The 19,495-nt window shown below is 72.3% G+C and carries 19 protein-coding genes; 11 read left to right on the top strand and 8 right to left on the bottom strand.

Going from position 1 to position 19,495, the window contains the following annotated elements; all coding sequences use genetic code 11:
- Positions 1-17: 17 nt before the first annotated feature.
- Positions 18-944, bottom strand: a complete 927-nt coding sequence (gene kdgD, locus JI751_RS05105) for a 5-dehydro-4-deoxyglucarate dehydratase (RefSeq protein WP_201934128.1) — start codon at positions 942-944, stop codon at positions 18-20.
- A gap of 127 nt (positions 945-1,071) precedes the next feature.
- Between kdgD and JI751_RS05100 the strand changes: the two genes are divergently transcribed.
- Positions 1,072-1,887 (top strand): NAD-dependent epimerase/dehydratase family protein, encoded by an 816-nt coding sequence (locus JI751_RS05100; protein ID WP_201934126.1) that lies wholly within the window; start codon positions 1,072-1,074, stop codon positions 1,885-1,887.
- Between the two features lie 99 nt (positions 1,888-1,986).
- Here the strand turns inward: JI751_RS05100 and JI751_RS05095 are convergent, their stop codons facing one another.
- The gene (locus JI751_RS05095) at positions 1,987-3,363 is read right to left on the bottom strand and encodes a pyridine nucleotide-disulfide oxidoreductase (protein ID WP_201934124.1); all 1,377 of its coding nucleotides are present in this window, start codon (positions 3,361-3,363) and stop codon (positions 1,987-1,989) included.
- Between the two features lie 46 nt (positions 3,364-3,409).
- Between JI751_RS05095 and JI751_RS05090 the strand changes: the two genes are divergently transcribed.
- A complete protein-coding gene (locus tag JI751_RS05090; RefSeq protein WP_201934122.1) occupies positions 3,410-3,868 on the top strand; it encodes a GNAT family N-acetyltransferase in 459 nt (152 codons plus the stop codon).
- Here the strand turns inward: JI751_RS05090 and JI751_RS05085 are convergent.
- Together JI751_RS05085 and JI751_RS05080 are read right to left on the bottom strand one after the other, a co-directional pair.
- Positions 3,846-5,561, bottom strand: a complete 1,716-nt coding sequence (locus JI751_RS05085) for a sensor histidine kinase (RefSeq protein WP_201934120.1) — start codon at positions 5,559-5,561, stop codon at positions 3,846-3,848. The genes JI751_RS05090 and JI751_RS05085 overlap by 23 nt on opposite strands.
- Before the next feature lie 157 nt (positions 5,562-5,718).
- Positions 5,719-6,633 carry a LysR family transcriptional regulator gene (locus JI751_RS05080; RefSeq protein ID WP_201934117.1) on the bottom strand — a complete coding sequence of 305 codons (915 nt, stop codon included), beginning with the start codon at positions 6,631-6,633 and terminating at the stop codon, positions 5,719-5,721.
- 112 nt (positions 6,634-6,745) lie between these two features.
- Here JI751_RS05080 and JI751_RS05075 point away from each other — a divergent pair, with 112 nt between their 5' ends.
- From JI751_RS05075 to JI751_RS05055, 5 genes are read left to right on the top strand one after another with little or no spacing between them, the layout of a single operon-like run.
- Positions 6,746-7,747 (top strand): Bug family tripartite tricarboxylate transporter substrate binding protein, encoded by a 1,002-nt coding sequence (locus tag JI751_RS05075; protein ID WP_201934115.1) that lies wholly within the window; start codon positions 6,746-6,748, stop codon positions 7,745-7,747.
- Positions 7,748-7,787: 40 nt separating this feature from the next.
- A complete protein-coding gene (locus JI751_RS05070) occupies positions 7,788-8,333 on the top strand; it encodes a tripartite tricarboxylate transporter TctB family protein (RefSeq protein WP_201934108.1) in 546 nt (181 codons plus the stop codon).
- 18 nt (positions 8,334-8,351) lie between these two features.
- A complete protein-coding gene (locus JI751_RS05065; RefSeq protein ID WP_201934105.1) occupies positions 8,352-9,890 on the top strand; it encodes a tripartite tricarboxylate transporter permease in 1,539 nt (512 codons plus the stop codon).
- The gene (locus tag JI751_RS05060; protein ID WP_201934103.1) at positions 9,887-10,288 is read left to right on the top strand and encodes a universal stress protein; all 402 of its coding nucleotides are present in this window, start codon (positions 9,887-9,889) and stop codon (positions 10,286-10,288) included. Before JI751_RS05065 ends, JI751_RS05060 begins: the two co-directional genes overlap by 4 nt.
- Positions 10,285-11,550, top strand: a complete 1,266-nt coding sequence (locus JI751_RS05055) for a glucarate dehydratase family protein (protein WP_201934101.1) — start codon at positions 10,285-10,287, stop codon at positions 11,548-11,550. Before JI751_RS05060 ends, JI751_RS05055 begins: the two co-directional genes overlap by 4 nt.
- Before the next feature lie 113 nt (positions 11,551-11,663).
- Here JI751_RS05055 and JI751_RS05050 read toward each other — a convergent pair whose 3' ends face one another.
- From JI751_RS05050 to JI751_RS05040, 3 genes are all read right to left on the bottom strand, one after another.
- Positions 11,664-12,335, bottom strand: a complete 672-nt coding sequence (locus JI751_RS05050) for a FadR/GntR family transcriptional regulator (RefSeq protein ID WP_201934099.1) — start codon at positions 12,333-12,335, stop codon at positions 11,664-11,666.
- Positions 12,332-13,507, bottom strand: a complete 1,176-nt coding sequence (locus JI751_RS05045) for an L-talarate/galactarate dehydratase (RefSeq protein WP_201934097.1) — start codon at positions 13,505-13,507, stop codon at positions 12,332-12,334. Before JI751_RS05045 ends, JI751_RS05050 begins: the two co-directional genes overlap by 4 nt.
- Positions 13,508-13,590: 83 nt before the next feature.
- Positions 13,591-14,526: a 2-hydroxyacid dehydrogenase gene (locus JI751_RS05040; protein WP_307813845.1), complete on the bottom strand. Its 936-nt coding sequence runs from the start codon at positions 14,524-14,526 to the stop codon at positions 13,591-13,593.
- 77 nt (positions 14,527-14,603) lie between these two features.
- Here JI751_RS05040 and JI751_RS05035 point away from each other — a divergent pair, with 77 nt between their 5' ends.
- The 4 genes from JI751_RS05035 to JI751_RS05020 are packed head-to-tail and all read left to right on the top strand — an operon-like array spanning position 14,604 to position 18,603.
- Positions 14,604-15,515: an AEC family transporter gene (locus JI751_RS05035; protein WP_201934094.1), complete on the top strand. Its 912-nt coding sequence runs from the start codon at positions 14,604-14,606 to the stop codon at positions 15,513-15,515.
- Between the two features lie 20 nt (positions 15,516-15,535).
- On the top strand, positions 15,536-16,948 hold the full coding sequence (locus JI751_RS05030) for an FAD-binding oxidoreductase (RefSeq protein WP_201934092.1): 1,413 nt from the start codon (positions 15,536-15,538) through the stop codon (positions 16,946-16,948).
- Positions 16,949-16,957: 9 nt separating this feature from the next.
- Positions 16,958-17,398, top strand: a complete 441-nt coding sequence (locus tag JI751_RS05025) for a DoxX family protein (RefSeq protein WP_201934090.1) — start codon at positions 16,958-16,960, stop codon at positions 17,396-17,398.
- Entirely contained in the window at positions 17,395-18,603 is a 1,209-nt protein-coding gene (locus JI751_RS05020) for an MFS transporter (protein WP_201934088.1), read from the top strand. The genes JI751_RS05025 and JI751_RS05020 overlap by 4 nt, the downstream gene beginning before the upstream one ends.
- Here JI751_RS05020 and JI751_RS05015 read toward each other — a convergent pair.
- Complete coding sequence (locus tag JI751_RS05015) at positions 18,600-19,433, bottom strand: CPBP family intramembrane glutamic endopeptidase (protein ID WP_307813843.1); 834 nt, start codon at positions 19,431-19,433, stop codon at positions 18,600-18,602. The genes JI751_RS05020 and JI751_RS05015 overlap by 4 nt on opposite strands.
- Positions 19,434-19,495 lie beyond the last annotated feature (62 nt).

The following is a 19,495-nucleotide window of genomic DNA, read 5'->3' as shown; positions in this document are numbered from 1 at the left end:
TCGGTTGTAGCGGGGCGTCAGGCCTTCGAGCCTGCCACCTTGTCCACGAGGGTCTGGAGCTCGTCGCGCTCGGCGTCGAGCAGATCCGACAGCGGCGGCCGCACCGGCCCGGCGGGGCGACCGACAGCGGCCAGGCCGGCCTTGACGATCGACACGGCGTAGCCCGACTCGCGGTCGCGGATCTTCGTGTAGGGGATCACGAAGTCGTTGAGCATCGCGTAGACGGACGTCTGGTCCTGACGGCGCACGGCGGCGTAGAAGTCGAGCGCGAACTGCGGCACGAAGTTGAAGATCGCCGAGCTGTAGGTCGTGACACCGAGCTGGAGGAGCGGCAGCGCGAACACCTCCGCGGTGGGCAGGCCGCCGACGTAGACGAGGCGGTCGCCGAGCTGGGCGTAGGTGCGGGTCATCTGCTCGATCGAGCCGACGCCGTCCTTGAACCCGACGAGGTTGGCGTTGCGGGCGCAGGCCTGCTCGAGGGCATCGGTGCCGAGCACGGCGTTCGCACGCGAGTAGTAGATGACACCGAGGCTGGTCGCGGCGCAGACCTGGCTGATGTGCTCGACGAGGCCGCGCTGGCCGGCCTCGGTGAGGTACGGCGGCATGAGCAGGATGCCGTCCGCACCGGCCTTCTCGGCCGCCTGGACCTGGGCGACGGCGTTGACCGTCGAGCCCGTGGCGGGCGCCAGCACCGGGACCTTCCCACCCGCGCCGGCGATCGCGGCGCGGACGACGCGGTCGGTCTCCTCGGCCGTGAGCGAGAACCCCTCGCCCGTCCCGCCGGCGGCGAACAGCCCGGCGACGTCGTACCCGCTGAGCCACTCCAGGTGCTCGCGGTAGGCAGGCTCGTCGAACTGCAGGTCAGCGTCGAAGTGGGTCACCGGGAAGGACAGGAGTCCGTTGCCCAGGGTCTCGACGAGCTCGGTGGGGGTGTACGTCGTCACGCTGCGTCCTTCAGTTCGGGCGGTGAGGTGTGGCGGTGCTCACCAACCTAGGAACGAGCGACGATGCCTGTCCAAGCCCGATTTTGGATGCAGTGATGCATGGGGGGCATGGCTGTAGGTTCCAGTGGTGAGCAGAGATGTCCTGCTGGTCGGCGCGGGTGACCTCGGCGCGGCGGTCGGGCTGCGACTCGCCTCGCGGGGGCTCGACGTGCTGGCCCTGCGACGCAGCGCCTCGCTCGTCCCCGCCCCGCTGGTCGGTCGGTCCGTCGACCTGACCGCCTCGCCGCCGGACCTGTCCGACGTACGCCCGCGCTTCGTCGTCGTCGCGCTGACTGCTCGGCCGCGGACCGAGGAGGCCTACCGGGCGACGTACGTCGACGGGATGGCGCGGGCGCTCGACGCCCTCCCGGTCGCGCCCGAGCGGGCGGTGCTCGTGTCGTCGACGGCGGTGATGCCGTCCCACGACGGCCCTCCGCCGCTGGACGACGAGACGACGCCGGTCGCCCCGTCCGACGGACCGGGTCGTCAGCTGGTGGCGGCGGAGGAGGCGTTCCACGAGCGGATCCCGCACGGCACGGTGCTGCGCCTCTCGGGGCTGTACGGCGGCTCGAGCACGCGGCTGCTCGACCAGGTCCGCGAGGGGCGGATCGACGACCCCCACCGCTGGACCAACAGGATCCACCGCGAGGACGCGGCGGCGGCGGTCGTGCACCTGCTGACGATGTCCTCCGACCCGGATCAGATCTATCTCGGCACCGACAACGAGCCGGCGCAGCTCGGGGACGTGGCGGCGTACCTCGCCGAGGGGCTGGACGCACCGACCCCGCCGCCCGCTGATCCCGCGCACGGGCACGGCAAGCGGCTGTCGAACGCCAGGCTCCGCGCGACGGGGTGGACGCCGACGTACCCGTCGTACCGCGAGGGCTACGCCCGGGCGACATAACGTCACTCTTGGAGGGCGAGTCGCGCACTTGGAGGCCTTTGCAAAGGCCTCCAGGTGTCGGAGTCCCCGCACGAGCGGGGACTCCGACAGACCCGCGAGTCAGCCCATCCCCGCCAGCCGGGCCAGCGCCGCGACGCCCGGCCCGGTGGAGGCGGCAAGCCGCTCGCGGACCACGTCCAGCTCAGGTGACGAATAGCCCGGCGGGATCCGGGCCGGGTTGACCGCGACCGTGTTGGCCCAGGCGGCGATGTCCGGCTCAGCGCCGAAGGCCGCGGCGGCGCGGGCGCCGCGGACGTTCATCTCGGCCCACTGCTCGAGCGAGTTGCCGTAGCGCGAGGGCGGGCACAACCGGTTCTTCTCGGCGTCGTCGTGACGGGTCGCCTCGACGTAGCCGGTGATCGCGGCACCGAAGCACGGGAACCCCGCGCGGACGGGTTGCAGGGTGATCTCGGCGGGCGACCAGATCGGCACGAGCGGCGGGTTCTTCAGACCGTCGGCCGCGCAGTGCACCACGACGGCGTCGTCGGCGACGCGCACCGACGACCCGTCGCGGAAGGTCAGCAGCCCGCGGGAGACCGAGGCCAGGTGCCCGTGGCGTACGACGTCCTCGATCGACCGCAGCAGCTCGAGCTCCCACTCGCCGAGGGTCGGCGCCTTGGCCATCGTCGGCGTGAGGGACCGGTCGATCCGCATCATCACGCCGGCGTCCTCGAGCCGGAGGAAGACCTCGTCGAGCGACGACGACGCGATCGAGGCCTCCCACATCGTCGCGGGCACGCCGAGGTAGACGGCGGGGTCGGGCTGGATCAGCGCCCGGTTGAGCATCCACGGCTCGCGCGGGCGCACCCAGCAGATCGCGCCGGGATCGACGCCCTGCCCGAGCAGCCACACGCACGCGTCGGTGGCGGTCTTGCCCGAGCCGACGACGACGTACTGGCTCGGCGCCTCCTCCAGCCGCACGACGTCGTTGACCGTCACTACCCGCGCGTCGTCCGCGACGGCGAAGGGCGGGGACGACTCGGCCGGGATGCTCGGAGCGAGCAGGTGGGCGTTCACGATCCGGCACGAGTCCGGGACGACCCACGACTGCCCCGAGATGCGCGACACGACCGTCCGGTCGGCGTACGACGCCCCGGTGAGCACCTCGACGCGACCGGTCTGCCGCAGCCGCTCGACCTGCTGCGCGTAGTAGTCGACGATCTCCGGCTGCGACGCCCGCACCTGCAGCCCGGCCTCGGGCCCGCGCTCCTGCTTCCGACCGCCCGCGAGCACCGACGACGCGACGCCGTAGAAGGCCGACGACTGGTGCAGCCGGACGAAGGGGTAGTCCTCCAGCCAGTGCCCACCCGCCGCGTGCCGGCGGTCGACGACCGCCACCCTGGCGGACGGGGAGTGGTCGACGAGCGTGTCGACGAACCCCATCCCCATCGCGCCGGCCCCCACCACGAGGTAGTCCACGTCGAGCGTCCGCGTCATGCGCACACCGTCGCACCCACCCGGTCGGCGCGTCCATGATGGGTCCGTGCAGATCGCCCGAGCCGACTTCGCCGACCCGCGCCTGGCCGCGTTCCTCCAGGCACACCTCGACGACATGGAGCCGACGGCGCCGCCCGAGAGCCGCCACGCCCTCGACCTCTCCGCGCTCCAGCGAGAGGGCGTACGCCTCTGGGTGGCGACCAGCGGCGACACGATCGTCGGCACCGCGGCCCTCGCCGCGCTCGACGACCGGCACGAGGAGCTCAAGAGCATGCGCACCGACCCGGCGCACCGCGGCACCGGGGTCGCCAGCCGGATGCTCGCGCACGTGCTGGCGGATGCGCGCGGACGCGGGGTCGCGCGGGTGTCCCTCGAGACCGGGAGCATGGACTTCTTCGTGCCGGCGCGGACCTTCTACGCAGGCGCCGGCTTCACGCCGTGCGAGCCGTTCGGGTCCTACGTCGCCGACCCGAACAGCACCTTCATGACGCTGGCGCTCCGCTGAGGTCGGGGTCGAACGCGGGCAGCGTCACCGACACGGTCGTGCCCTTGCCCAGCTGCGACGCCACGTCGACCTGCCCGGAGTGGCGGCGCACGATGCGGTCGACGATCGCCAACCCCATGCCGGTCCCGGGCCGGGCGAGGGCGTGCGGGTTGGTGGAGCGGAAGAACTCGCGGAACAGCTGACGCTGGTCGGGCTCGGAGATCCCGATGCCCGCGTCGGCGAAGGCCACCCGGACCACGTCGTCGTCGGCCGTGAGGCGTACGTCGATCGCCGAGCCCTCCGGCGAGTACTTGATCGCGTTGCTGGCGAGGTTGGCGAGCATCCGGTGCAGCTCGTCGGGGCTGCCGGCGACGAGGACCGGCTCCTCGGGCGCGTCGATGCGGCAGTCCTGCGACTTGGCAGCCGCGGCGTGGCGGCACTCCTCGGCGACGTCGAGCAGCACCGCCCTCAGGTCGACCCGGTCCGGCACGAACGCGCGCTCCGGGTCGGCGATCTGCGCCATCGTGAGCAGGTCCTCGATGACGGCGCGCATCCGCTCCGCGCCGCGACTGGCCGCGGCGACCGAGCGCCGGTCCTCGGGGCCGAGGTTGTCGACGTCGAGCAGCTCGAGGTTGGCGGTCATCGAGAACAGGGGTGTCCGCAGCTCGTGGCCGAGGGTGTTGACCATCTCCATGCGGTAGCCGTCGATGCGTCGCAGGTGGTCGGCGACGGCCCGCTCGCGAGCGAGCTGACGGGCGTTGGCGACCGCGCGGCCGAGGTCGCGGCCGATGTCGAGCGCCGCGTCGCGCTCGACGGCCGTCCACTCCGGGGTGTCGCTGATCCGCGTGAGCACCAGGAAGCCGAGGCACTCCGGGCCCGCCCCGAGCGGGACGAAGAGCACCGAGCCGATCCCGATCCGGTCGAGGAAGGCGAGCAGTCGCTCGGCGTCCGCCTGCGGGAGGCCGGGGTGCTCGGCCCGCGCGTGCGAGAAGTGCGCGACGTACTGGTCGGTCCAGTAGCGGTGGGCCAGCCGGATCACCACATCGTCGATCTCCGCGAAGGGCGGCGTCGCGTCGTTGCCCACGGCGTACGACGTCGTGGCCTGCACGCCGTCCTCGTGGAACGCCGTGAGCCACAGGCCGATGGCGTCGAAGCACTCGGTGACCGCGGAGCGGCAGGCCTCCAGCACCATCTCGAGCGACGGCTCGCCGAGCGCCTGGCGCACGATCCCGCGCGCCTCGTCGGTGATCCGGACCCGCTCGGCGAGCGTCTCCCGCTCCAGCGCGAGCAGCACGAGCGTGCGCGCGACGCCGGCGTACTGGGTGAGCACCTTCATCTGCTCGGGACCGGGCTTGCGGCCGTTGCGGGGGCTGTCGACCGACAGCAGTCCTCGCAGCACGCCGTCGTCGTCGTGGAGGGGGGCGAAGAGCATGTCGAGCGGGTGCCACGCGTCCTCGACGTCCAGCGGCACGACGTCGGGGATGTGGCTGTAGGCCAGCACCTCCGCGCTCACGCGCTCGTGCGGGACGTAGCGCCACACGCCCCAGTCGTCGGCGCGCGACATCTCCTCCTCCATCGCCGACAACGGCACCCGCGTGCCGGCGAAGCCGTCGGGGACGCCCGCCGCGACGAGGATCAGGTAGTCCTCGCTCCGGCGCAGCGTGATCGCCGACTGCTCGAACCCGGCCAGCGTCGCGACGCTCTCGACCAGCACCTGGAGATGCTGGCGCGTCTGCTCGTCGGCCCACGGGACCGCTCCGTCTGGCCCCCCTGCTGTCACGTCTGCCACGTTGCCCCCTGGCTCGATCCCGCTACCGCCCCCACCTTCACAGATGAAGGGCCCCTGAGGGGAGGAATCGCGCTCTCGTGACCTAGCCGTGCTCGCGCTCCGCGACGACCTCGAGCACGCGCCGTACGACCGGGGTGACCGCCTCGCGCGACCAGATCGCGTGCAGCTCGACCGGCCGGTCCGGGTCGGCGTCGACCCGCGTGTCGCCGCCGTGCTGGGCGAGGTCCTTGAAGACGACGCCGTCCACGTGCAGCGACGCCGCCGACGCGGGGGCCAGGGTGATGCCGCGCTCGGCGGAGACGAGCAGCATCGCGGTCAGGACCTGGTGGACCCGCTGCTCGATGCGCGGGTGCGCGTTGGCGAGGAACCGCACCGACAGCTCGTGGAAGTAGCGCGACTGGTCGGGGTGGTAGCCGATCACCGGCTCGCCGTCGAAGTCCTCGGGCGCGAGCGGGCGGTCGGCGGTGGCCAGCTGGTGGGCGGCCGGGACGACCGCGACGAGCGGCTCGCGCAGCACCACGCGCGAGCGCAGGAGCGAGGTGTCGAACGGCGGCCGGGCCAGCCCGATGTCGAGCTCGCCGCGCCGGATGCCGTCGACCTGCGCGTTGGTGACGCGCTCGGACAGCACCACCTCGACGTCCGGCAGCTCGGCGGTGAGCCGGCGCAGCAGCGGGCCGAGGATGGAGATCGCGGAGACGGCGGTGAACCCGAGTCGTACGACGCCGGCGGCGCCCGCGTCGACGCGACGGGCCAGGTCGCCCGCCCCCTCCACCAGGTTGAGCAGCCGGTAGGCCTCGTCGAGGAACGCGGCGCCGGCACCGGTGAGCTCGACGCGGCGGTTGTCGCGCTCGAGGAGCCGCGCCCCGACGGTCTTCTCGAGCTTCTGGATCTGCCGGGAGAGCGGCGGCTGGGTCATCTGGAGCCGCTCCGCGGCGCGACCGAAGTGCAGCTCCTCGGCCACGGCGACGAAGGAACGGACCTGGTCGAGGGTGATCACGCGCCGAGGTTACGATGCTCTCGCTGGATCAGTCCATGCCGAATCGGGCTTGGACCGGCATCGTCGTACAAACCTAGTGTCGGTGGTCACACCCCTCATAAGGAGCACCACGATGCGCAAGCAGACCCTCAGCCTGGCGGCCCTCGTCGCCGGCGCTGCCCTTGCCCTGACCGCCTGTGGCGGCGTCCAGAACACCGCTGGCGGCGGCAGCGACAGCGGCGACTACCCCACCGGTGCGGTCAACATGCCGGTCGGTGCGTCGGCCGGTGGCTCCTCCGACCTGATCAGCCGCCAGATCTCGCGCGGGCTGTCCGACGAGCTCGGCGGCAGCTTCCCGGTCATCAACCGCGAGGGCGCCAACGGCGCGCTCGCCGCCGCGGAGGTCGCCAAGGCCAAGGCCGACGGCTCGACCATCTCGGTGCAGAACGCCTCGCTCTTCGCGATCACCCCGCTCGCCGTCCCCGAGGACCAGGTCACCGACATCGCCGACTTCGACGTCGTCCAGGGCGTCTCGCGCGACGACTACGTCCTCGTGGCGAGCAAGGGCTCGGGCTTCACCTCGATCGACGACTTCGCGAACGCCGACGGCAAGGTCACCTACGGCACCACGGGCGTCGGCACGGGCGCACAGCTCGCATGCGCGCTGACCTTCAACGTCAACGACACCCCGGCCGAGGCGATCCCCTTCGACGGCGGCGCCCCCGCGCTCACCGCCCTGCTCGGCAACCAGGTCGACACCGCCTGCCTCCAGGTCGGCGAGGCGATCGAGAACATCAACTCCGGCAAGATCGTGCCGATCACCGTCTTCGGCCCCGAGCGCGTCGGCTTCCTCCCCGACGTGCCCACCGCCCAGGAGCAGGGTCTCGACGTCGAGGTCGCGCAGTACCGCTTCATGACCGTCCCCAAGGGCACTCCGCAGGACGTCCAGGACGCGATCGCCGAGGCGATGCAGGCGACCTTCGAGACCGACGAGTACCAGGCGTTCAACGAGCAGAACAACCTCACCCCGATGGAGATCCCGGGCGACGAGGTCGTCGCCCAGCTCGAGGAGGACAAGCAGCGCTACGCCGACCTCGTCGACGAGTACGGCATCGACCTGGGCGACGCCAGCTGACCCTCGGACCCTCATCACCCCCGCACGAGAGATGACCACCATGAGCGAGACCGCACCGCGACCGGGCGAGGCCCGGGAGCACGACATCCTCGCCGAGCTCCAGGCCGAGGTCGCCCGGGACCTGGCCGACGAGCGACCGCCGCAGGGGGGTCCGTCCTACCAGGTCGTCGCGGCGGTCGTGGTGCTCGTCCTCGGGCTCGCCGGAGCCTGGTTGGCGTACGGCTACGGGCTCGGGTCGCTCCGGCGGCCCGGCCCGGGGTTGTGGCCCTTCGTGGTGTCCGTCCTGATCGCCGTCCTCGCCGCGGTCCTGCTGGCCGTCGGCCGGCACCTTGACGACGCCGAGAAGTTCACCCGGTCCAGCCTGCTCGTGCTGGCGGGCGGCGCCACGTTCGTGGCCCTCGGCGTGCTGCTGCCCGTCGTCGGCTTCGAGATCCCGGCCGCCCTGCTCGGCATCGTGTGGCTCCGCTTCCTCGGCGGCGAGTCCTGGCGCAGCACGATCGTCGTCTCCCTCGCCACCACCGCGGCCTTCTACGTGCTGTTCCTCTACGGCCTGAAGATCCCGCTCCCCCACCTGATCGCCTTCTGAGCGCGAGAGGAGACCACCATGGACTGGAACGCATTCCTCGACGGCTTCGGCGTCGTCACCCAGCCGAGCAACCTGCTCTACTGCTTCATCGGCGTCGTCATCGGCATGCTGATCGGTGTCCTGCCGGGCCTCGGACCCGCGGCGACGATGGCGATCCTCCTGCCGATCGCCTACAACGCCGACGACCCCGTCTCGGCGATCATCATGCTCGCCGGCATCTACTACGGCGCCCAGTACGGCGGCACGATCACGTCGGTCCTCCTCCGCATCCCCGGCGAGGCCAGCTCGGTCGTCACGGTGTTCGACGGCTTCGCCCTGGCCAAGCAGGGCAAGGCCGGCACGGCCCTCGGCATCGCCGCCATCGGCTCCTTCGTCGGCGCCACGATCTCGATCGTCGGCCTCACGCTCCTCGGCCCGGTCGTGGCCGGCTACGCGCTCGACTTCGGCCCGCCGGAGTACGCCGCCCTCGCACTGCTCGGCGTGCTCCTGGTCGCCACGGTCGGCAACGGCAACACCGTGAAGGCGCTCGTCGCCGCCGCGGTCGGCCTGCTCCTGGCCACCGTCGGCAGCGACAGCTTCACCAGCGCCGACCGCTTCACCTTCGGCAGCCTCAACCTCGAGGGCGGCATCGACTTCGTCGTCGTCGCGATGGGCCTGTTCGGTGTCGGCGAGATCCTCTACAACCTCGAGGAGCGGCACGGGAAGCCCCACGTCCCCGCGGCGATCGCCAACATCTGGCCCTCGCGCAAGGACCTCAGGGAGGCCGGCCCCGCGATCGGTCGCGGCTCGCTCATCGGCTTCTTCCTCGGCGTGCTGCCCGGTGGCGGCGCGGTGATGGCGTCGCTGGCGGCGTACGCAGCCGAGAAGCGCATCGCCAAGAAGCCGGAGCGCTTCGGCCGCGGCGCGATCGAGGGAGTCGCCGGACCCGAGTCGGCCAACAACGCCGCCGCGACGTCGTCGTTCATCCCCCTGCTCACGATCGGCATCCCGGCCAACGCGTCGATGGCGATGCTCTACGCCGCCCTGCTGGTCGTCGGCGTCACGCCCGGCCCGCAGCTCATCGACGAGCGTCCCGACCTGTTCTGGGGCGTCATCAACTCGATGTACATCGGCAACCTGATCCTCCTGCTGCTGAGCATCCCGCTGGTCGGCATCTTCGTGAAGATCCTGCGGATCCGGCCCGCGATCCTGGCGCCGATCACCGCGCTCATCACGATCCTCGGCGTCTACACGATCAACAACTCGGTCTTCGACATCTTCGTGATGATCATCTTCGGGATCATCGGCTACCTGATGAAGAAGACCGGCTTCGAGCCCGGCCCGCTCGTGCTGGCCTTCGTGCTGGGCTCGCTCATCGAGTCGAGCTTCCGCCGCTCGATGCTGCTGTTCGACGGCGACGCGACCGGCTTCGTGACGCGGCCGATCTCCGGCACGATCCTCGCCTTCGTCGTCCTGGTGATCGCGATGCCGCTCATCAGGAAGGCCTTCCGTCGCGACACCCCGGAGCCCACCTCCGCCGAGACCGAGCCCGCCCCCCGAGAGGACTCCCTGCGATGACCAGCACGATCGTGATCGGCTACGTCCCGTCCCCCGTCGGCGAGGCGGCCCTCGAGGCCGGCCTCGCCGAGGCCGCCGCCCACGGCGACGAGGTGGTGGTCCTCAACAGCCCGCGCCGGCGCAGCACCGTCGACGGTGAGCTGATCGACGAGGCCGCAGGCGCCGACCTGGTCGCCCGCGCAGCCGCCGCCGGGGTGACGGCGACCGTCGACCACGCGGACCACGGCGACGACCTCGTCGAGACCTTCCAGAAGGTCGTCGACCGCACGTCGGCCCGGCTCGTCGTGATCGGGCTGCGCCGCCGCTCGCCGGTCGGCAAGCTCGTCACCGGCAGCGACGCCCAGCGCCTGCTGCTCGACCTCGACGTGCCGATCCTCGCCGTGAAGCCGGCCCGGTGAGCCGGAGCCGCATCTCGCAGGTCGTCGTCACGCCGGTCGCCTTCGGTGACCCGCCGCTGCTCAACGTCGTCGGCGTCCACCAGCCCTACGCGCTGCGCGCGATCGTCGAGGTCCACACCGACTCCGGGCTCCTCGGCCTCGGCGAGACGTACGCCGACGAGGCACACCTCGCGCGCCTGTCGGCCGTCGCGGAGGTGCTGCCGGGCCACGACCCGTACGACCTGCACGGCCTGCGGCGGCTCGTCACCGACGTGCTCGGTCGCGAGACCGGTGGCGGCGGTGCGTCCTTCGGCGGGATGCTCGACGTGGACTCCGCCGTCGACACCGTCTACTCCCCCTTCGAGGTCGCCTGCCTCGACCTCCAGGGCCACGAGGCCGGCGTGCCGGTCAGCGACCTGCTCGGCGGCGCCGTCCGCGACCGGGTGCCCTTCAGTGGCTACCTCTTCCACAAGTGGGCCGGCCACCCCGGCCTCCCCGACGACGCGTGGGGCGAGGCGCTGACCCCCGACCAGCTGGTCACGCAGGCGCGCCGGATGGTCGACGGCTGGGGCTTCGGCTCGCTCAAGCTCAAGGGCGGCGTGTTCCACCCTGACCGGGAGTGCGAGGCGATCGAGGCGCTGCGCGACACCTTCCCGGACCTGCCGCTGCGGCTCGACCCCAACGGCGCGTGGACGCCGTCGACGTCGCTGAGGGCGGCCGACCGGCTGGCGGGGGTGGTCGAGTACCTCGAGGACCCGACCCCCGGCATCCGCGGCATGGCGGAGGTCGCGGCCGGCACCGACGTACCCCTCGCGACCAACATGTGCGTCATCGCGATGGAGCACCTGCCGCCCGCGATCGCGCAGGGTGCGGTCCAGGTCGTGCTGTCGGACCACCACCTCTGGGGCGGGCTGAAGAAGTCCGCTCTCCTCGGCGGCATCACCGACGTGTGGGGGCTCGGGCTGTCGATGCACAGCAACTCCCACCTCGGCGTCTCGCTCGCCGCCATGGTCCACCTCGCGGCGGCCACGCCGAACCTCACCTACGCCTGCGACACCCACTACCCGTGGAAGACCGAGGACGTCATCACCGACGGCGTGCTGTCCTTCGAGGGCGGCTCGGTCGCCGTCCCGACCACCCCCGGCCTCGGCGTCACGCTCGACCGCGACCGGCTCGGCGAGCTCCACGAGCAGTACCTCTCCTGCGGCGTACGCCGTCGCGAGGACACGGTCTACATGCGCTCGATCCACCCGGACTTCGAGGTCAACACCTCCCGCTGGTGATCCTCTCCGCTGGTCGAGGAAGGCGCCCTGGCGCCTGTCACGAGACCCACCCGTCCGACGACCAGGTCTCGTGACGGTCGCTGCGCGACCTCCTCGACCAGCGGCGGAGCAGCTCAGGTGACGCGGCGGCGGGTGTTGCCGAGGTGGAGGCGCATGGCGGCGCGGGCCGTCTCGGCGTCGCCGGCGAGGACGGCGGCCGCGACGTTGTCGTGCTCGCGCTGGACGCGCTCGACGTGGCTCGCGTCGGTCATCGAGTACGCCTCGCCCAGCCGGGTGCGCGGCAGCATGATCATCATCGGTCCGAGCGAGCCGAGCAGGTCGACGTAGAACCTGTTGCCGGTCGCCTTCGCGATGGCCAGGTGGAAGGCGAAGTCGGCCTCGACGGCGCCCTCGTGGCCGGCGCGCACGAAGCCGGCCATCGCCTCCTCGATCGCCGCGACGTCGCCGGGCGCGTGGTCGCGCGCGGCCAGGGCGGCCGCCTCGCTCTCGACGCCGATGCGGAAGTCGAGCATCGCCATCACGTCGGCCTGCGTGCGGATCGCCGACGACTCGACGAGGAACGACGACGCCTCGGGCACCGCGAGCACGAAGGAGCCGCGGCCCTGCTGGGTCTCGACGAGGCCCTCGGCCCGCAGCCGGGTCACCGCCTCGCGTACGACGGTGCGGGAGACGGCGTACTCCTCGATGAGCTCCGACTCGGACGGCAGCTTGGCGCCGGGGGCGAGGTCGCCGGCCAGGATCTTGTCCTTGAGGCCGGCGACCACGCCCGCGGAGAGGGTCGTCATGCGGAGAAGGTAGCCGTCTCCAGGGTCAGCTCGCGCATGCGCTCGGTCAGCGTGAAGCCGAGGCCCGGGCGGTCGGGCACGAAGATGTGGCCGTCGCGGATGTCGATGCGCTCCTCGAAGAGCGGGTTGAGCCACTCGAAGTGCTCGACCCACGGCTCGGTGGGGTACGTCGCCGCGAGGTGCAGGTGGATCTCCATCGCGTAGTGCGGCGCGAGGTCGAGGCGGTGGTGCGCGGCGAGGGTGGCGAAGCGCAGGAACGGCGTGATGCCGCCGATGCGCGGGGCGTCGGGCTGCACGATGCCGCGGTAGCCGGCGTTGACCAGGCCCATGTGCTCGTCGACCGAGGTCAGCATCTCGCCGGTCGCGATCGGGGTGTCGAAGGTCCGCGAGAGGTCGGCGTGGCCGACGTGGTCCCAGGCGTCGAGCGGCTCCTCGATCCAGACCAGGTCGTGCTGCTCGAGCTCGCGACACATCCGGCGGGCGCGGGCGCGGTCCCACTGCTGGTTGGCGTCGACCATGAACGGTCCGTCGCCGAGGTGCTCGCGCAGGGCGGCGACCCGGCGCAGGTCCTCGCGCCAGTCGGGCTGGCCGACCTTGATCTTGATGCCGCCGATGCCGGACTCGATCGAGGCGGTCGCCTTCTCCTTGATCTCCTCGACCGAGGCCTGGAGGAAGCCGCCGGAGGTGTTGTAGACGCGGCACGAGTCGCGGTGCGCGCCGAGCAGCTTGGCCAGAGGGAGGCCCGCGCGACGGGCCTTGAGGTCGTACAGCGCGACGTCGAGCGCGGCGACCGCCTGGGTCGCGACACCCGAGCGGCCGACGGAGGCACCGGCCCACATCAGCGACTCGTAGATCTTCGCGATGTCGTTGGGGTCCTGGCCGATCGCGACGTCGAGGACCTCCTTGAGGTGGGCGTACTGCGCCTTGCCGCCCGCGCGCTTGCTGTAGCTGAAGCCCATCCCCTCGAGGCCCTGCTCGGTGGTGAGCTCGACGAAGAGCATGACGGTCTCGGTCAGCGGCTTCTGGCGACCGGTGAGCACCTTGGCGTCGCTGACCGGGTTGGGCAGCGGGAGCACGACGTGCGACACGGTGATGCTGCGGATGCGATCTCCCGTGCTCGTCGCAGCTGCGGAGGCGGGCGGGGCGAGATCAGGGGTGGCGGTGAGCGTCATGGGGTTCCCTCGGGTCGTGACCAACTTGTATGATGAGTTTGCAACTCATCGCATGAGTTCGTCAAGACCCAGGAGATGACGTGTCAGACGGGAGTCACCAGCTCGCCGCGCTCGAGGAACGCGTCGACGTTGTCGAGCACGACCCGGCCCATCGCCTCGCGCGTCTGGGTCGTCGCACTGCCGACGTGCGGCAGCAGCACGACGTCGTCGCGGGCGAGCAGGGCCTCGGGCACGTGCGGCTCGTCCGCGAACACGTCGAGCCCCGCACCGGCGATGCGCCCGTCCTCCAGCGCGGCGACGAGCGCGACCTCGTCCACCACCGAGCCGCGGGCGACGTTGACGAGGTAGCCCTCCGGCCCGAGCGCGTCGAGCACGGCGGCGTCGACGAGGTGCTCGGTGCCCGCACCGCCGGGCGTCAGCACCACCAGCACGTCGCTCGCGGACGCCAGCTCGACCGGGCTGGCGTGGTAGGTCCAGGCCACGTCCTTGGGGCTGCGCGAGTGGTAGTGGACCTCGGCCCCGAAGGCTTCCAGCCGCTCCGCCGCGGCGGCGCCGATGCGCCCCAGCCCGAGCACGCCGACGACCGCGCCGCGCACGTCGCGGGTGAGCGGGAACTTCTCGCCGCGAGCCCACGCACCGCTGCGGACGAAGCGATCGGCCGCCGTGATGCCGCGCAGCACGTCGACGACCAGGAAGGCCGCGAGGTCGGCGACCGCGTCGGTCAGCACGTCCGGGGTGTTCGAGACCACGATGCCGCGGCGCGAGGCCTCAGCGACGTCGACGTTGTCGTAGCCGACGCCGAAGTTCACGATCGCCCGCAGGTCGGGCAGGGAGTCCATCTCCGCGGCTCCTGCCGGGGCGCCGCCCCCGACGACCGCCACCTCGACGCCCGCGGGTTGCGCGAGGTCGGCCAGCACCGGGGCGGCGTACCGCTCCTCGAGCCACTCGCGGACGAAGGGCATCAGCCCTCCGAGCTGGACGACACGGGCCTGGGGCGGGTGCTGGGCGTCGGAGGTCACCACGACATCCTTGCCGGGCTGCGGTCGCGCCGTACAGGACGACCTCGCTATCGCGCGATACCCGGGGAGGTGCACGCATGGACCTGCTGATCGGCTTCACGACGATCCTCGTCGTCATCGCCGCCGGCGCCGGGCTCGCTCACGCCGGCGTCCTCGACCGCCGCTCGCAGCGCACCCTCGGCGAGATCGCGTTCTTCGTCGCCTCCCCCGCCCTGATGGTCGTCACGATCAGCCAGGTCCACCTCCAGGCGGCGGCGGCCAACCTCGTCGCCTCGACCGTCTCCCTCGGCGCGTGCTTCGCGGCGTACGTCGTCGTCGCGCGGCTCCGCTGGGGCCTGTCGACCGGGCCGTTGCTGATCGGCGCGCTCACCTCGTCCTACGTCAACGCCGGCAACCTCGGCATCGCCATGGCCGCCTACGTCGTCGGCGACATCACCGTCGTCGTGCCGACGCTCCTGGTCCAGATGCTCGTCGTGCAGCCGGCCGCCCTCATCGTGCTCGACCGGATCACCGGCCGCGGCGAGGGCGTCGGGCAGGCGCTGCGCCGGCTCGTCACCAACCCGCTGACCATCGCCGCGGTCGTCGGCCTCGTCCTCGCCCTCACCGGCTGGCGGCTGCCCGCAGCCGTCGTGTCGCCCCTGGAGATGCTGGCCGGGGCGGCGATCCCGCTGATGCTGATGTCGTACGGCGCCGCGCTGAGGCTGAGCCCGCCCCTCGGCCGCGCCGGCCACAACGGGGAGGTGCTGGTGGCGAGCGTGCTCAAGCTGGTCGTCATGCCGGTGGTCGCCTGGTCGGTCGGCCTGGCGCTCGGGCTCGACGACCGGGTGCTGCTCGGCGTCGTGATCACCGCCGCGCTCCCGACCGCGCAGAACATCTTCCTGCACGCCACCCGCTACCGCGTCGGCGAGGATGTGGCGCGCGAGACCATCCTTGTCACCACGCTGGCCTCGCTGCCGGTGGCGCTGCTCGTCGCCGTGCTGCTGGGCTGATCCACGAAGAGGGACCTGTCATGACCGACCTGCTCGACCACCTCCGTACGGCCGTCGGCGCGGAGCACGTGCTCACCGACGACGCAGACGTGGCGGCGTACGTCGTCGACTGGACGGGCGTCCACTCCGGTCGGGCGCTCGCCGTGGTGCGGCCGGGATCGACGGCCGAGGTGGCCGACGTGGTCGCCGCGTGCCACGCGGCCGGGGCCGCGATCGTGCCGCAGGGCGGCAACACCGGGCTCGTCGGCGGCGGCGTGCCCGACTCCTCCGGCGGCCAGGTCGTGCTGTCGCTCGGCCGGATGCGCACCGTGCGCGACGTCGACCCGGTCGCCGGGACGATCACCGTGGACGCCGGGGTCGTGCTCGCCGACGTGCAGGCCGCGGCCGCCGGGGCGGGTCGGCTCTTCCCGATGTCGCTGGGCTCGGAGGGCAGCTGCACGATCGGCGGCAACCTCGCCACGAACGCCGGTGGCACCGCGGTCCTGCGCTACGGCATGACCCGCGAGCTCGTGCTCGGCCTCGAGGTCGTGCTGCCCGACGGCCGGGTCTGGGACGGGCTGCGGGCGCTGCGCAAGGACAACACCGGTTACTCGCTCAAGGACCTCTTCATCGGGTCCGAGGGCACGCTCGGTGTCATCACCGGAGCCGTCCTCCGGCTGTTCCCGGCGACGCCGCGGCACGCGACCGCGTGGGTGGCCGTGCCGTCGGTCGACGCCGCAGTGGCGCTGCTCGGCGTCGCCCAGCAGCACGCGGGCGCGCACCTGGCGACCTTCGAGATCGCGAACCGTCAGGCCCTCGACCTCGTCCTCACCCACCTCCCCGGGGCGAGCGACCCGCTGGCCGGGCCGAGCGACTGGTACGTCCTGGTCGAGCTGGCCGGAGCGTCGTCCGAAGACGGCCTCGACGGTGCCCTGGAGGCGATTCTCGGCGCCGCTGTCGAGGCCGACCTCGCCACCGACGCGGCGATCGCCGGCAGCCCCGCCCAGCGGTCCGCGCTCTGGGCACTCCGCGAGGGGATCTCGGAGGCGCAGAAGGTCGAGGGCGCGACCCTCAAGCACGACGTCACCCTGCCGATCGCCGACCTCGCCGCGTGGGCGAGCTCGATCGGTCCCGTGCTCGACGAGGTCCTCCCGGGCGTCCGTCCGGTGACCTACGGCCACGTCGGCGACGGCAACCTGCACTACAACCTGAGCTCTCCGGTGGGTCGCGACGACGACCTGCGCGCGGCGGAGCGCGACCTCTCGACGGCGATCTACGACTCCGTCGCCGCCGGCAACGGCTCGATCAGCGCCGAGCACGGCCTCGGTCGGACGAAGGCCGTCGCGGGGGCGTCGTACAAGAGTGAGGTGGAGGTCGACCTGATGCGGGCGGTCAAGGCTGCGCTCGACCCCGCGGGGCTGATGAATCCGGGCGTGCTCCTGCCGCCCGCCTAGGCTGGGGGCATGAAGGCTCAGACAGTCGGCCGCGTCGTGCTCGGCGGCTTCATGGTCACCGCGGGCGTGCTCCACCTGACCACGCAGCGCGCGGAGTTCCAGGCGCAGGTGCCGGACTGGTTCCCGATCGACGAGGACCTCACCGTCGTCGGGTCCGGCGTCGTCGAGATCGCCCTGGGCAGTGCGTTCGTCGCGATGCCGCAGCACCGCCGCACGATCGGCGCGCTGCTCGCGGCGTTCTTCGTCGCGATCTTCCCGGGCAACATCGCGCAGTACGTCGAGGGCACCGACGCGTTCGGCCTCGACACCGACCGGGCGCGCTTCATCCGCCTCTTCTTCCAGCCGGTCCTCGTGCTCGTCGCGCTGTGGGGCGGGGGCTGGCTCGGCCGACGCGCCGATGAGCGCCGCGCCGAGGAGCTCGCCACCGAAGAGGTCGACGTCCACGAGTGAAGCTCCGCACGCCTGCCGGCACCCCATCCCTGCCGGCGGAGATCCGGGTCCTGCTCGCGGCCGCCTTCCTCATCGCGATCGGATTCGGACTCGTCTCCCCCGTCCTGCCCGCCTACGCGCGCAGCTTCGACGTCGGCGTCGCCGCCGCCTCGGTCGTGGTCTCGGCCTTCGCCTTCTTCCGCCTCGTCTTCGCACCCGCCGGCGGTGCGCTGATCCAGCGCCTCGGTGAGCGTCCGGTCTACCTGGCCGGGCTGCTCGTGGTCGCCGCCTCCTCGCTGGCCACGGCGTTCTCGCAGAGCTACGTCCAGCTGCTGGTGCTGCGCGGGCTCGGCGGGATCGGCTCGACGATGTTCACCGTCTCCGCGATGGCACTGCTGGTCAGGCTGGCCCCGCCGGCCATCCGGGGCCGGGTCTCCTCGGCCTACGCCAGCGCGTTCCTCATCGGCGGCATGGTCGGCCCGGTGCTCGGTGGCGCCCTCGCGGGCTTCGGCCTCCGGGTCCCCTTCGTGGTGTACGCCGTCGCGCTGGTCGCCGCGGCCGCGCTCGTCGGCGTGCGGCTCGGCGGCGCCCGCCTGCGACCGGCCGACCACGCCGGCCCGCTGGACCCGCCGATGCGGCTGGGCGAGGCGCTCGGGCACCGGGCCTATGTCGCCGCGCTGGGCTCGGGCTTCGCCAACGGCTGGTGCAACTTCGGGGTCCGCGTGGCCGTGCTGCCGCAGCTCGCGGTGGCGGTGCACGACGACACCTGGGTGGCCGGCGTCGCGCTCGCACTCGCCGCGGCCGGCACCGCCGCCACCCTCCAGGTCTCCGGGCGCCTCGCCGACTCGCTCGGGCGTCGCCCCCTCGTCGTCGCCGGTCTCGTCGTCACCGCCCTGTCGCTCGGCCCGCTCGGGCTGAGCCACTCGCTCGTCGTGCTGCTGGTGCTGTCGGTGCTCTCCGGCATCGGCGCGGGGCTGGTGAACCCCGGCCAGCAGGCCAGCGTGGCCGACGTCGTGGGGTCCGGACGCAGCGGCGGCACGGTGCTGAGCACCTTCCAGATGTCGCAGGACGCGGGCGCCATCCTGGGACCGGTCCTGGTCGGCCTGATCGCCGACCAGTCGGGTTTCGGCTGGGCGTTCGCGACGACCGCGCTCGTCAGCCTGCTCGCGATCCCCCTCTGGCTCGCGGCCCCCGAGACGCGGCCCGCTGAGGCCGCCGCCCGCTAGAGCGTCGGCAGCCAGTCGACACGGCCGGCCAGGGCGGCGTACCCGACGAAGGCGCCGACGTCGAGCAGCGTGTGCGCGACCACGAACGGCATCACCCGGCCCCAGCGGCGGAACAGGTAGCCGAAGAGCAGCCCCATGACGAGGTTGCCGACGAACCCGCCGAGGCCCTGGTAGAGGTGGTAGGACCCGCGCAGCAGCGCCGCCAGGCCGATCGCTGCGGTGTCGCCGAAGCCGATCTGGCGCAACCGCACCTGCACGAAGCCCAGCACGACGAACTCCTCGAGCACGGCGTTCTCGGCGGCGGCGAGCACGAGCACCGGTACCTGCCACCACTCACCCGGCAGCGACTGCGCGACGACGGTGAGGTTGGTGCCGAGGGCGTAGGTCGCGAGGTAGAACACCACGCCGACCGACCCGACGCCGAGCGCGAGGACCGCCCCGCGACCGAGGTCGCCGAGGGACGCCCAGCGACCGCCGCGGGCCCACACCTCGGTGAGGCGCGAGCCCGACCGGACCAGGAGGTACGCCGCCAGCGCGACGGGCACGAGCGCGAAGCCGATCCGCAGCAGCTGGTAGGTCAGGTCGAGCCACGGCCGCTCGGGGGCGAGCGAGTTGTTGAGGTTGGCCCCCTGCGCCGACAGCGGCCCGGGTGCCGTGAGCGCCGCGACGAGGTTGACCACCGAGTAGACCGCCGAGCGGCCGAGCGACACGAGCAGGACCAGCGCGAGCTCGCACCACAGCAGGGCCTTCGCCAGCTCCGGCACACCACCGGGCACCGGCGTGTCCGGGAGTCGCCACCACGCGCGACGGGCAGCGGTCGTCGTACTCACGCAGGACAGCATCCCTCAGCCGGCTGAGAGCAGCCTTGCCGTTGGTCGAGAAACCGCTGGTC

Source organism: Nocardioides baculatus, from assembly GCF_016735675.1.
Lineage (GTDB): Bacteria > Actinomycetota > Actinomycetes > Propionibacteriales > Nocardioidaceae > Nocardioides > Nocardioides baculatus.
The sequence above is the reverse complement of the archived record's forward strand: the minus strand, read 5'-3'. Positions and strand labels throughout refer to the sequence as shown.